The organism is Cytobacillus horneckiae (genome assembly GCF_002835735.1).
GTDB lineage: Bacteria > Bacillota > Bacilli > Bacillales > Cytobacillaceae > Cytobacillus > Cytobacillus horneckiae.
In genome coordinates, this window is record NZ_PISD01000015.1 from 17,275 (window position 1) to 30,729 (window position 13,455).

Consider the following 13,455-nt stretch of genomic DNA (forward strand, 5'->3'; position numbering starts at 1 on the left):
GGAAACAACCATGATTTATAGCTGCGAAGAGCATGTGGATATCGCCATCGATACAATTGTAGATGACTACGAAACGTTCCCGCAATTAACAAAGCTGAAAGATGTGGATAACTCACCAAAAACATGTGAATTCTGTCAACAACAAGCAATATATATGGTGGCGAACAAATGATTCCATACAAAATGTGGATGGATGATGTGGATATGTGGATAAGTTCTGTGGATATCTTGTTTATGAAATGAGGATGGCTTGTGAATATCTCAATTATCACAGTTGGTAAACTAAAAGAAAAATACTTGAAGCAAGGAATCGACGAATACTTAAAAAGATTGTCAGCCTATGCCAAAATGGACATCATCGAAGTACCGGACGAAAAAGCACCTGAAGAACTAAGCGAAACAGAAATGAACATGGTCAAACAAAAAGAAGGAGAACGAATCCTCGCCAAAATTCACCCTGACACCCACGTCATTGCCCTCGCCATCGAAGGCAAGATGAAATCTTCAGAAGAACTCGCCGACACCATCGACAAACTAGCCACCTACGGCAAAAGCAAAATCGCCTTCATCATCGGCGGCTCCCTCGGACTAAGCGATGACGCCTTAAAAAGATCGAATGATAAACTTTCTTTTTCGAAGATGACATTTCCTCATCAATTGATGAAGCTGATATTGTTGGAGCAGGTTTATCGGGCTTTTCGGATTAATCGGGGGGAACCGTACATCTTTCAAGGGTAAAATATTAAGCGAATCCATCATTTCGCTCAACATTTTACCATCCTCATTTTCTAACATCCATGATTCCACAGGTGCAATAAAATCCATAGAAACTGTATCTAATAACTCTAGGGTATGTTCTTCTAATCCCTCTATTGTAAAGTCAAAATATAGATTGATTTTCTTTATATGTCGCCCAATCCCACGATGTGCCTCTTTACTAATCTGTATATTCTTTATGATTAAGCGGAGTAATGCCTTTTGTTGTTCAGGCTCTGCATCCTTTATCACCTTATCAAAGTTTGTTAAAAGATTATGCAATGCGTGAGCATCAATAGGTGTTGTATCACATTCTTCTAATTCGATATTTAAAGCTTTAAGTTTGCTTTGAAGCTCTGCTTGTTCTTCGGTAAGCCCGGTTAATTTTGGCTTGAAAATAGCAACCAGTGAGGGATCATCCATTAATTGATTCGTAATGTTATTAATTCGAACTTCTACCTTATTCAGCTTAGTTTGTAATATCTTAATCTCATCATTAATTGGGGTTCTTGCATCAATACGCTTCTCATTAACATTATCAACAATCCGTTTCAATACATATGGCTCAGACACGATGCGTTCCAATTCCTCAAATACTTGTTCTTCTGCTCGATCTGCACGAATGGAATGTGCACTACATGCTTTGCTACCTTTGTTGTGGAATAGTCCACATACATAATAACGGTATTTTTTACCCTTCGCTCCTTTTGATGATCCAGAAACCATTCCATATCCGCATTCAGGGCATCTAATAAGTCCATTTAATATGTATGGATTATTGGATTGGGCTGGCTTTATTGAGCGCTTTTTTCGAGATTGCTGTACGCGATTCCATTGCTCCTGTTCGATAATGGTTTCATGTTTCCCGTGAACAAGGATATAATCTTTGTTCTTTCCTTTACGATGTTTTTCAGCCCAGTTTTCGTACATATTAAAACGAATTTTACCTATGTACAGCGGATTGTCTAGGATTTGTTTAATGGTGTTAATGGAAAAATCAAATCCTCGTTTTGTTTTATATCCCATGGTATTTATGCGGCTTACAATTGCCTTATAACCTAGATCCTGTTCGGCATAATCAAATATTAGACGGATGATATGAGCTTCTTCCTCATTTATCACTAAATGTTTATTAATACTGTCGTAACCAAGCACTCTTCCTCCATTGTAATAGCCTTCTTTGGCACGTTGAACCATCCCCATTTTAGCGCGGTCAATAATAGTGGAACGTTCCATTTCTGCAACTGAACTCAAAATAGTGAAAAACATCTTTCCTCCAGGGGTAGTAGTATCGATGTTTTCAGAATAACTGATTAGCTGCACATTATGGAAATCAAGCTTCTCTGCAATTTCTAATGCGTCCTTTGTTTTTCGAGATAGACGATCGAGCTTATATATAATAACAGCATGAAAATTTTCCTCACGAGCGTCTCTCAACAGACGTTTCATTTCAGGTCTACCTTCAATACTTTTACCACTTTTTCCTTCATCGATATACTCTTCGATGATTTTAATGTTATTCTTGTTGGCGTATTCGTATAGAAGCTCTTTTTGAGCATTTATACTATATCCTTCTGTAGCTTGCTCTTCTGTACTAACCCGTGCATAAAGGACGGCTTTTGTTTTGTTATCCATTATTTCTTCTCCTTTTCTTTTGGTTTTTGGTTAAGATTTTCTGAAAGTCTTTCAGTATACTCTGCAGCTTTTTCAAATGCTTTATTATCAAGGATTAACTTATCTTTACTAGCATGCCAAGGAAATGCATGTAAGGAAGTTTTCCCATATTGGATATAATCTTTAGCTAGTTTTATTGAATCTAGTTGCTTACTACTTTCCCCAAGTTCTGGTTCAATTGTTACATCAATCGTATTAATTTGATTAATGATTTGAGAGAGCAAGTAAAACAGGTGTTGTTCAGTATATTTTACTCGGCTCTTAAAGATAAACGTTATTTGTTCATCTTCATTTGAAGCTACTTTACTAACTGTTGTTTTTATTGCGTATTCATTTTCGAGAAGCGGGTTTGTTTTAATAGCCATTTGATTTTTATTATGTTCACTATTAGCCCAATTTTCCTCATCGATATCATCCTTGTTGTATAAAGGTGGAATTAATACAACGGATTCATGGCTGCTATTTTTATAGAAGTCGTCAAAGAACATGTATAAGTCAGCGCCGAAATCCTTGGCAATAGCATATAGAACCTTTGAGGGAATATCTTTCGTTTTATCTCTTTCAAACGTTGTTAATGTGGATTGAGAAAATAACTGAATTCTATTTGCCACGCTTTTTCCACTAAATGAATTCCCACACTCCTTTTGAAGATGTTCACGAATATAGCGTACTCTTTTTCCGATTGATAGATCTGCTAGATCAGTTAGGTTTGTCTTATTTAACGTAATCTTCTTCATTGTTTCACTTCCTGTCATTTTATTTTCTAAATACACTATAACACAAAATTAAAATATTAGATAGGGGTATTGATATTTTAAATTATGTTGTGTTATGCTTTCAATCAAGAAAGCGGGGTGACTTAAATTGAGTGAAACAATAAATGTAAGTGAATGTGATATTTCCTTTTTAAAAAATGAAGAGAGTATTGCTGATTGGCTAAAAGAGAAAGAAGAAAAGGGTAATCAGTTTATTCAAAGGATGGCAGATGTTGTGTATGAGCAATTCAAAAATAAGGAGTAAATTTCGCATTTCTCTGTAATACGTGCACAACTAGCTACTTAAGGAGCGTGAGATACATGTTTGATACTGTGAAAATAGCAATACCTTTAATGTTGTCGAAACTGGAAATAGAGAATATAGAGTGGGATCAAACGGAGTCTTCAAGAAGACAAGCTGTAAATAAAACCATCTTCAAGAAGCTGTACGATAATGATTTTAAAGGTTTACCATTCATAAGATACACATACAGGGAAGACGACCCTTCTAAATGCAGGTTAAAAGTGGAGGTATCTATACCGGCATTTTTATATGGTTCTAATGTCAATGAACTACAAGCTGATGATATTGATACGTTTTTTAAAATGATGCGTAAATATATATCCGTAAAGCTCAAGGTTGATCTTTCAAGAATACCGCCAATTAATACTTGGACGGCTGAAAAGGTGCATGTTTGTAAGAATTTTAATGTTGGTCAACTAAAGAGCCGATATTTAAATGCTATGTCCAGTCGTTCAATAGCGAAATACCAAAAAAGGACGTATAACGCTAAGGGAAGTGATAGGGTAGAATCGGTAGAATGGAAGGCCGCCAAGAAAAAAGAGAAGATTTACGATAAAGAGGCGGAGGTGGAACAACAACGTCAATATCCTGATAAATCCCGGCATCTAAAGAGAGCAAAAGGCATACTTAGGTATGAAATTGAGCTTTCGGATACAGAAACACGTAAAATAAGTCCAGGCAGAAGAGCAGTGGAGATTTTGAAAATGGACGTCGCAGCTGAGATATTGCAAAAGGGTTTGGATCGGAACGGGTTAAGTAGTGGTGTTAAATACACATCATTGCAGCAAGTAATAGATGCTATAAACCAGGAAACCATTCCACTTAGAACCAAATCATCTCTAATAGCATTTGCTACAGAGTTGCTGTTTAGCGGAGAGGATGAGTGCCTAAACAAATATGCTGCATCAACATTCAGAAAGAGAAAAATGCAATTAAGAAGTATTCTTGGAACAGATGTATTGCTTATTGGAGATAGCATGTTGCCTCCATTACGAGTAGTGCCACAAAAAAAGACTGCCACTGTAAAACAGTAGACAGCCATAGAAATTATAAGTTGATTTGATTATACCATTTGCTAAAATGTGCATCAATGCCTTGATACGTAGAAATAATGATAAGGAGCATAATGATATGAGTGTAATTGTAGATATTATAGATACTTTTCCAACACATGATATACTAGCTGTTGGTCGGGTTAAACTTGACTCAATACATACGATGAACGGTGTTATATTAAAAATAGATGATGACACAGAAATGTATGTAGTTGAGTTCCCGCAAACAAAAGGACGGGCTGTTGTAGAGATTAATGATGAAGTTGCTCGGAAAATACGGGATGCAATGGTATTTAAATATGAGCAATATATTATGTCTATTGATTTTACTGATATATCAAGCCATATTCCTTATATTTATACAATGGAGAAAGAACGAATAATGAATAACAAAGGATATCAGTACGCGTAAAAATGAATTCAATCTAGTGCCTTGAAAAATACCAAGGTACTAGCTGAATAATCTTATGAAGAGGTGATCTTCAATGCAAATACAGATTGTAAGTGTTGGTAAAGTGAAAGAAAAATACATAAAGCTTGGCATTGCAGAGTTTGAAAAAAGGTTACGTCCATATTGTAAATTAACAATGGACGAAGTGAGTGATGAGCAAGCCCCTGAGCAATTAAGTGATAAGGAACTGTATCAAGTGAAACAAAAAGAAGGAGAACGCATCTTAAACAAGATTAAACCGAATCAATATGTTGTTGCTCTTGATATACAAGGAGATAACTGGTCATCAGAACAATTGGCAAGTGAAATGGAGAAGTTGAGTATCCATGGTAGAAGTCAGCTTTCATTTGTTATTGGTGGCTCAAATGGTTTAAGTGATGATGTGTTAAATCGTGCAGATCAAAAACTTTCGTTCTCTAAGATGACATTTCCACATCAATTAATGAAGCTTATCTTAATGGAGCAGGTTTATCGTGCATTCAAAATACAAAAAAACGAACCTTATCATAAGTGATTTATAAGGATAGTTTTGATATCCATAGGTAGGGTATTTATAAATATATCAAGTTTCTCAAATTTCAATGTTACAATTTCGGGTTGTAGCGGATTAATACATAGTAATTGGGCATTTTTAGTTTTTAGCAAATTATAATATTTATACAGAATTCTTAGGAAACCCTATATACCAAGGTTTAAGGTCATTTCCATAGCGGTACCCATCAAAAAAGTGGTGACTTTTTCTATCTTTAGCCCATAACTTGAGAAAATTAAGAGAAAGCCAGTGTTGGTGCTATTTCTAGCACTTTCACTGACTTTCTGGAAATTATTTTTTATAGATATCCTTTTTCTTTCAAACTAGTATATTTTTCATGGCCAACGATGATATGATCCAAGATCTCAATACCCATCATCTTTCCGGCCTCACCTAAGCGTTTTGTTACATTAATATCTTCCATGCTTGGTGAAACGTCGCCACTAGGGTGGTTGTGTGCCACTATTGCACTTGCACAACTTCGACGAACTAAATGATTAAACACCTCACGTGGAAGTACTATACTAGCGTTTAGTGAGCCGACAAATACTGTTTCACGGAAGACTATTTGGTTTTTAGTGTTTAGTCCAAGTACAACAAAATGCTCTTGATTTAAATATTGCATATCTTTCAGGTAATCATAAGCATCTTGGGGTGAACGGATCGTAAATCGTTGTTCAACAGGGCAAGGGTTCATGCGTGCAAGCTGTAAAGCAGCAATGATTTGTTTTGCCTTTACTTTTCCGATTCCCTTGATTTGTAGCAACTCATCCTCAGTTACAGCTAATAATTCCTGAATAGATGGGTAGCGGCTGAATAGCTCGCTCACTACATAACTATCTTCTTTTTCACGAGTTGTTGTTGCTAATAGATTTCTAAAAGTGATTTTATCGATTGAATTATTCATTATAAATTCCTCCATTAATTGTTTGATTGAATTAAAAAAGGAGAGACGATTTGCGTCCCTCCTAATTGAATGAAAACTTTTGATACGCTATACTGTTGTTGAATAAAATTAGAGTGTAGATGAGTTCATATGCTGATGAGCTCATCTATTTTTGTGCATTAAAAAAGCACATCGACCGCAATCGCAATCCATGTGCTTTCAATCAATATGGATTTGTTCATCCATCGTCCTCACCTCCTTTAGCACCAGTAAATCTTGGATAAAGTCTGATGCCTGTTTCTTGGTTAGCTGTGTACTACGTTCAACTCCAAAAGTCATCTTCATCAATTCCTTTGCAACATCCGTCGGCATATCCATTTCATTAACGATACGGAAGATCTTCTGTAGTTGAGCCTTTGTTGCTTGTTCACCACCTCCTTTAATAGCTTTAGTTTTTGCTTGTGGAAAATCTTCAATGTCTTGTGTGAAGATACCACTTGAACGTGTTGCAGATAGAACTGCATCGATCAACGCTCTCTTTTTTGCCATCTTCAATACGGTGTTGACGATTGTATAAGGATCTTGTTGCTGAAAAGATGATTCCCTGCTGTTGCATGAACCTAAGCCTTCAGCTTCAACGAGTCCATTGTCTTTGCGTATAAGGGTCATCTTCACTTCATAAGCAAATATACCTGAATCCCATTGTTCGATACGATTTACGACATCTGCTGTTTTCGAGAACCCAAATACATCGCATAACTTTTCGGCACCTGGTTTAAGTAAGGTAGGCTTTGAAAATCCATCTACTAAACCATAATCAACACCTTTCACCATCACTTCTTCAACGAACGTTTGTAGTTCCTCTATACGTCGTTTTGATTCAGAAGATGAAACGACTATATTAGGTAGTGAAACAATCTCTCCATTACCAAAGAATGGTACGATATTGTTCTTTAATGGATGTTTGCTAGTTTCCATGTGTTTCTCACCTCCTTTCAATAGATTAAGATTTTTTATTAATTGCATTAGCAAGTTTGAATAATCCTTTCGACGTCTTCTTTACAAGAAACTTTCCTACTTTATGATTTAGTTGATTACCTTTACTGAATGCTTTAGATGAGATATCTAATGACTTAGTTACCAGGCTGTGTGTAGAATGACTCATTTTTTCTAAGCCCTTAACAATGTCTAACAGTACATCTTCTCCTTTTGATTCCAGTGATTCAGCAGCATTACTAAGTACATGGGAAACTCGTTCTTTAGTAGAGACGTAATTTTTTAAAACATCCTCGTGTAACGACTCGACCTCCTTTATAGCTGTTTGGATCTTACTTCTACTAGCTAGTAAATGAGATAGCCTAACATAGTCATTGCATTCAATAGAATCTACAATCTCATCTTTAATTCTTTCATCATCATTTAATAACGATTGATAGATTGTTTTAATCTCTGGAATTGTAACTCCTTTCCCATTAATTAATTCATGATCCAGCCATAAGTTCTTCCGCATAATAAAATTCCTCCTAAATGTTATTGGATAATCCTAATTAATTATTTGTTGAAGTGGTGATAACCCTTGAGTGTTAACTTCAGTACCAATCCATCTGACTTACTTTTCATAGTCAGAATGAGTCCATCATCCTCAAGTTTTGCTAGATTAACCTTTTGAATGTCATATTTCACTAGGAACTTTGCAGGGATCCATTTGTTGATTTTCTTGGCTTCAATTAGGATCTTGACCAATGAGTTGTTCATCTTCATCCCTCCTTTCTTAGTGCGCTCCTCTCACCACGCATGTCGTCTCTGTAATGCAAAAAACCGTTATCTATCCGAATGGATAAACAACGGTTTATATAAAGGGGTGGGGCATGAAACGGATGGGTACCCCCTTTCGTATATGAATGCAGGTGCTTCGGGAAAATATATACAATTTTTACCTTCACTGTTGTATTACTAAAGAACTACCTATAAAATAAAGATAAAGTATAAAAAAAGTAAGAACACCGAGGTGGTTTTATGGAAATAAAGGTATTTCAGAAGACACAAAGGGATTTAGCGGCAACTATAAACCTTGTAATAGATACATATTGGGAAGATGAAATAGATGAATCAAAGATGATAGAGCTTATCCAAAAGTTGTATGCCGCCAATACAAATAAATTTATGAAGGAAGGCATCTACACAACAATCCTTCGGCAACAATGTGGTAAACGTAGGTTGGAAGTGGTTGACCAAGTTATCCATCAAAGTAATGTAAGTCATTAGATGGAGGTAGTTGTAATGGAATATTCAGCTGGGTTTACGAAGGAAAAATGGTCTGAAAATGATATTGCTATTGTTATCGAGTTATTGCAAAAAGATAAAAGTAAAAATCAAATCATAGAGGAAGTTATTGAAAGTAACCTCTTTCAGTTAAGAAGTCCAGTTAGTATCAAAAATCGATTTAACATGGTATATAATCGTGCGACGGCATTAAACAATGAGATGCAGAAGCATTTCTTACAAGCGAATGATTATGATCGAAAGGCATTAACTCTATATTCATTTTTACAGGCATATCGAATACCTTTAGAGTTTTACTTGGAAATTATTATTTATAAATATGAACAGCAAGAACCATTATATAGAAATGACTTTCAATATTTCTTTGAAGGAAAAGCGAATATCAGTGATAAAGTCAGTCATTGGAGACTTGAAACAATAAAACGTCTTATCAGCACATTGATGTTGTTTTTTAGAGAATCAAAGATGATTGAAAAGATTGACCAGACGAAGTACCATGTAAATCCAATACATATTAGTCAAACTTTAAAAACTTATGCTGAGAGGAGTATTCCACTACTATATTCCTTTACAGTTTTAGAAAAGGTGAATGAACGATGAAATCGACATATGAACGATTGGAACAAATGGAAAGGCGGATTATACAAGATGGTTTCACGACCCCTAAAGGGATTGGAAGTGATATTCCTCATTTTGTATTGGACTACCCTCCAGAAGATGAATTACAGGTTCGTGTGTATGTAAAGAACATGTTGAGGCGAACCAAAATGGATATCAAAGAAGTAAATTTATTTGAATTTCTTCTTTCATTTTTTGATGAAGATGAGTTGGAAGAACTATTTGAAATGGAAGAGGAAGAAGGATTACAAGGTTTGATTGATGTATTTGAACCAATATTAAATGAAAGCAATACGATGATTCAGCAATTTAAAGATATTACTGAAGAGGCTGATCTTATTTTTATTACTGGGGTTGGTTCTGCACATCCATTTTTGCGGTCGAGTCAATTACTAAAAGCCGTTTCCAGCAAGGGTTATAAAAAAACAATCGTTTTATTCTATCCGGGTGAGTTTACAGGACTGCGATTAAAATTATTTGGCATTCTTGACTATGAAGATGACTATCAATTATCACGTATTTCTTAGGGGGTATGGACATGCAAATAAAGGATCTATTTTTGAAAGATATTTTCCGTCCGATTAATAATGTTGTTCAAGCTGAGCAAGTGGAAGAAGACGTAGTTAGAACAGAGTTGGATGAATATGTCTTAACAGAAGAAGGCGAACATTACTTAGAACGTTTTTATCGTAATTATCTTGCTGTTTATAATCAACCATCAACAAAGGTTGGGGTTTGGATTTCAGGTTTCTTTGGATCTGGTAAATCACATTACTTAAAAATTTTATCCTACTTGTTACATAACCAAACGATTTCAGGAAGGACACCTGCTGATTACTTTGAAGAAAAAACAAAGAACCCAGAGTTGCTTGCTATGATGAAAGAGGTGTCTGAAAAGAGAACAGATGCCTTATTATTCAATATTGATTCACGGTCTACGTCCTCTTCTAAGGATTCAGAGAAAGAGCGTATAATCGAAGTTTTCCTACGAGTTTTTAATAATCATTTAGGTTATTCAGATACGTTGTGGGTTGCTGAAATGGAACGTCAATTGGATGACGATGGTAAATATGAAGCATTCAAACAAGCAATAGCCAATCATAACGGAAAACCATGGGAAGTATTCCGTTTAAAGATTCTTTTGCGTAAAAAGAAAGTTGTAAAAGCACTAGAATCCGTAGGATATGATCAGGATACAGCAGAGACTTTCTTTGATATGAGTAGAGAATGGTTCTCTATTGACGCTCAGCGGGTAGCTGAATTAGTAGCAGATTACTGTAAAAAACAAGGCTCGGATTACCGAATTGTATTTCTTGCAGATGAAGTAGGACAATATATTGGTAATAATACGAGTTTAATGCTTAACTTACAAACTATTACTGAGAAATTGGGAGACCTATGTCAAGGACAGGCATGGGTGATTGTAACATCACAAGAAAAATTAGAAGCAACAGTAACGGATCTTGATAGTACGAAAGACTTTTCAAAAATCCAAGGACGATTTGAAACCAAAATTAATTTATCTAGTGCTAATACGGATGAAGTTATCAAAAAACGTCTATTAGAAAAAGAAAAAGTAGGTGCAAATACATTAAAAACTATTCATGATCAAGAAGGTAAGTTGATTCATAATCGCTTAGCATTTGATAAGCAGAATACACAGTTACGTTCAGGGTATCGTACAGTTGATGAATTTGTATCATTTTATCCATTTGTTCCGTATCAAATTGAGTTATTACAAAAGATCTTCACTAAAATCCGTAATCTAGGGGAAGGTGGACAGCACACTTCACGTGGTGAACGTTCATTACTTAAAGCATTTCAGGAAGCTGCACAATTAAATGCCGAGGATAATATCGATAATATGGTGACTATGGCAGAATTTTATCCTTCTATTCGTGATTATTTAGAATCCTCAATCACAAGTACAATAACGAGGGCTCAGGATCGAGCGAGAAATAATGAGGGTTTAGAAGAATATGACGTAAAGGTTTTACAAGTGCTTTATCTAATCAAAGGGATTGATGATATAAAATCAACACCCAGTAATATCGCAACCCTTATGGTTGAGACAGTTTATGATGAACGTCAGCCATTGGAATATCGTATTAAAGAATCATTGAACCGACTTCAAGTAGCAATGTTCATTGAACAACATGCAGATGGGTCGTACTCATTTTTATCAGATGAAGAACAAGAAATTAATCGTGAAATACGTGTAGAAGAATACAATACTGCTTCTGTTAAAGAACGATTAGGTAACCTGTTTTTCAATGTGATGTATCGCCATACCAAGTATGAATATAAGCATAAAGAACAGTCAAGACATTTTGATTACAATAAACGATTTGATAGTTACGTGAAGGGTCAGATGAATCACGAGTTAACAATGCAAATATTCACTGAAGGTATGACTGATTCGGAAGCTGCTTTACAGGCAAACTCTGGTCACTTAATTATACTTTTAGACAAAGATCTTGTTGCTGAGGCAGAAAGTGCTTTGGCCTATATTCAACAAGTGGATAGCTATGTGCGTCGCAAACAATCTAGCTCTACAAGTCAGCAGCAAAAGAGAATTTATGAAGCTAAGATTACTGAAGTAGATGAATATGCAGAAAAAGCAGAAGAGTTGTTGAAGAAGGCTTGTGAGAATGCGGAATTTTATATCCAAGGTCAACGCCGTGAATTTAGTGGGGGTTTTGAAGGAAAAGTTGATCAAGCTATGAATATGTTGATTCGCAATACATATACAAAATTCCATTATATAGAAGAGCCTATTTCTTTTAAAAATAGTAAAAATGAATGGATGCAAGTAGCGGAAAATCTAGGACAACAAAGCCTATTCAGTGATTTAAACAAAAATGCAATTGATGAAGTAAAGCATTTCATAGAGGAACTTGAACGTTCTCATGACCAGCGAACATTAAAACAGATCGTACAAAAATATAAGGCTGTTCCTTATGGATGGGAGGAACAAGATACGATTGGTATTTTAATGGGCTTAATGAATTATGGAAAGCTTCGTTTCATTTATGCGGGTGAAACCTTTAACACAAAATCCAATCAATTCTATGACCGGTTAGAAAAGGTTTCTGAACGTGATCGTATTGTTGTATTACCAATCGTTGAGATGGATCATCAGGTTAAACAGGAGCTTATTGCCTTAGTACGTGATTTCTTTTCTAATGCACAAACATACGACACATATGATGCTTATAAAGAAGTCATACGGGAAAAGATTGAAGAAGAATTTGTACAACCGATTGAAAAGATTCGAGGTAGAAGACGCCAACAAGATCCAACAAGTGAGTACCCTTATCCTGGTGAAAGTGATATACGAACAATTGTGAATGATACTCAAAAATTACTTGCTATCCGTGATTCAGAACAATTCTGCCGCACGTTCATTCAATATGAAGATGATATTGAAAATTGGTATGACATTTTAGAGACACTTCAAGGTTTCTATGAGGGGAATCCAATTGCTAATTTTGACGAGGCGGCTCAGGCTCTTAAAGACCATAAGCAAGACTTAGAAATTATTCATAATGAAGGGTTAGAAGAAACAGTACAACGTATGAAACAGATTTTATTACAAGAAGAACCGACAAAAGAAATAAGCCAATTGCCAAAGTTGACGGATGTTTTAAAGAATATAATTCAGGAAGAAACTACCAAACAAAAACAGGCTGTAATGGTTCAAGCCGATAAATCGTTGAATCAACTTGTTAATATAATCAATCAATATAGCCAATATGGAAGCATTGTTGAATATATTCAATCACAAAAAAGTCAAGCAACACAGCTGCATGAGAAAATAAAACAGAGTGAACGTATATCTAGTGCTCGAATCAATCAACAACAGCTCAATGAACTTGTCGAAGCAACAAAAACAAAGGCACGTCAAATGCTTAAAGATTTAATGGATGATTCAGACACTGTTGAGAGACAACCAAAGACAATTACTGAGCAAGAATTGTATGCTTCCTTCTTTAGTCAGGTAGATACAATAGAATCTGAAGAGGATTTAGAACGTGCTATTGAGTCATTGAAGAAAAGTCTAATCAAAGAACTACAAACACATTATTTCGTGAAGTCATAAATTATGGGGCGGATTAACCATCTGCTCCTCTACATATAG

Annotated in this window: 15 protein-coding genes and 1 pseudogene; 10 read left to right on the forward strand and 6 right to left on the reverse strand. The window is 35.4% G+C overall.

Annotated features, from left to right (window positions below):
• The first annotated feature begins 10 nt into the window (after window positions 1–10).
• Both CWS20_RS08045 and rlmH (CWS20_RS28625) read left to right on the forward strand, forming a co-directional pair.
• Window positions 11–172, forward strand: a complete 162-nt coding sequence (locus CWS20_RS08045; protein WP_066188646.1) for a CxxH/CxxC protein — start codon at window positions 11–13, stop codon at window positions 170–172.
• Between the two features lie 80 nt (window positions 173–252).
• Entirely contained in the window at window positions 253–738 is a 486-nt protein-coding gene (rlmH, locus tag CWS20_RS28625; protein WP_083957098.1) for a 23S rRNA (pseudouridine(1915)-N(3))-methyltransferase RlmH, read from the forward strand.
• A 612-nt stretch (window positions 739–1,350) separates the two neighbouring features.
• Here rlmH (CWS20_RS28625) and CWS20_RS28630 read toward each other — a convergent pair.
• Window positions 1,351–2,391, reverse strand: a pseudogene (locus CWS20_RS28630) (recombinase family protein); the annotation flags it as partial.
• Window positions 2,391–3,167 carry a hypothetical protein gene (locus tag CWS20_RS08060; RefSeq protein WP_066188652.1) on the reverse strand — a complete coding sequence of 259 codons (777 nt, stop codon included), beginning with the start codon at window positions 3,165–3,167 and terminating at the stop codon, window positions 2,391–2,393. The pseudogene CWS20_RS28630 and the gene CWS20_RS08060, both read right to left, overlap by 1 nt.
• A gap of 127 nt (window positions 3,168–3,294) precedes the next feature.
• Here CWS20_RS08060 and CWS20_RS27935 point away from each other — a divergent pair, with 127 nt between their 5' ends.
• The 4 genes from CWS20_RS27935 (at window position 3,295) to rlmH (CWS20_RS08075) (ending at window position 5,509) form a co-directional block, all read left to right on the forward strand.
• The gene (locus CWS20_RS27935) at window positions 3,295–3,450 is read left to right on the forward strand and encodes a hypothetical protein (RefSeq protein ID WP_157087865.1); all 156 of its coding nucleotides are present in this window, start codon (window positions 3,295–3,297) and stop codon (window positions 3,448–3,450) included.
• Window positions 3,451–3,506: 56 nt separating this feature from the next.
• Entirely contained in the window at window positions 3,507–4,523 is a 1,017-nt protein-coding gene (locus CWS20_RS08065) for a hypothetical protein (protein WP_066188655.1), read from the forward strand.
• Window positions 4,524–4,620: 97 nt separating this feature from the next.
• Window positions 4,621–4,956 carry a hypothetical protein gene (locus CWS20_RS08070; RefSeq protein WP_066188657.1) on the forward strand — a complete coding sequence of 112 codons (336 nt, stop codon included), beginning with the start codon at window positions 4,621–4,623 and terminating at the stop codon, window positions 4,954–4,956.
• Between the two features lie 73 nt (window positions 4,957–5,029).
• Window positions 5,030–5,509: a 23S rRNA (pseudouridine(1915)-N(3))-methyltransferase RlmH gene (gene rlmH / locus CWS20_RS08075; RefSeq protein WP_066188661.1), complete on the forward strand. Its 480-nt coding sequence runs from the start codon at window positions 5,030–5,032 to the stop codon at window positions 5,507–5,509.
• A gap of 316 nt (window positions 5,510–5,825) precedes the next feature.
• Here rlmH (CWS20_RS08075) and radC read toward each other — a convergent pair whose 3' ends face one another.
• The 4 genes from radC to CWS20_RS08095 form a co-directional block, all read right to left on the reverse strand.
• Entirely contained in the window at window positions 5,826–6,434 is a 609-nt protein-coding gene (gene radC, locus CWS20_RS08080) for a RadC family protein (protein ID WP_083957099.1), read from the reverse strand.
• Between the two features lie 198 nt (window positions 6,435–6,632).
• On the reverse strand, window positions 6,633–7,391 hold the full coding sequence (locus tag CWS20_RS08085) for a hypothetical protein (protein WP_142385369.1): 759 nt from the start codon (window positions 7,389–7,391) through the stop codon (window positions 6,633–6,635).
• A gap of 25 nt (window positions 7,392–7,416) precedes the next feature.
• Window positions 7,417–7,923: a hypothetical protein gene (locus tag CWS20_RS08090; RefSeq protein WP_066188666.1), complete on the reverse strand. Its 507-nt coding sequence runs from the start codon at window positions 7,921–7,923 to the stop codon at window positions 7,417–7,419.
• Between the two features lie 41 nt (window positions 7,924–7,964).
• Complete coding sequence (locus CWS20_RS08095) at window positions 7,965–8,168, reverse strand: hypothetical protein (protein ID WP_066188669.1); 204 nt, start codon at window positions 8,166–8,168, stop codon at window positions 7,965–7,967.
• Window positions 8,169–8,429: 261 nt separating this feature from the next.
• Here CWS20_RS08095 and CWS20_RS08100 point away from each other — a divergent pair, with 261 nt between their 5' ends.
• The 4 genes from CWS20_RS08100 to brxC are packed head-to-tail and all read left to right on the forward strand — an operon-like array spanning window position 8,430 to window position 13,416.
• Window positions 8,430–8,678 carry a TIGR04540 family protein gene (locus tag CWS20_RS08100; protein WP_066188671.1) on the forward strand — a complete coding sequence of 83 codons (249 nt, stop codon included), beginning with the start codon at window positions 8,430–8,432 and terminating at the stop codon, window positions 8,676–8,678.
• A 15-nt stretch (window positions 8,679–8,693) separates the two neighbouring features.
• Entirely contained in the window at window positions 8,694–9,296 is a 603-nt protein-coding gene (locus CWS20_RS08105; protein ID WP_066188673.1) for a DUF1819 family protein, read from the forward strand.
• Complete coding sequence (locus tag CWS20_RS08110; protein WP_066188675.1) at window positions 9,293–9,841, forward strand: BREX protein BrxB domain-containing protein; 549 nt, start codon at window positions 9,293–9,295, stop codon at window positions 9,839–9,841. Before CWS20_RS08105 ends, CWS20_RS08110 begins: the two co-directional genes overlap by 4 nt.
• An 11-nt stretch (window positions 9,842–9,852) precedes the next feature.
• A complete protein-coding gene (brxC, locus tag CWS20_RS08115; RefSeq protein WP_066188676.1) occupies window positions 9,853–13,416 on the forward strand; it encodes a BREX system P-loop protein BrxC in 3,564 nt (1,187 codons plus the stop codon).
• Window positions 13,417–13,455 lie beyond the last annotated feature (39 nt).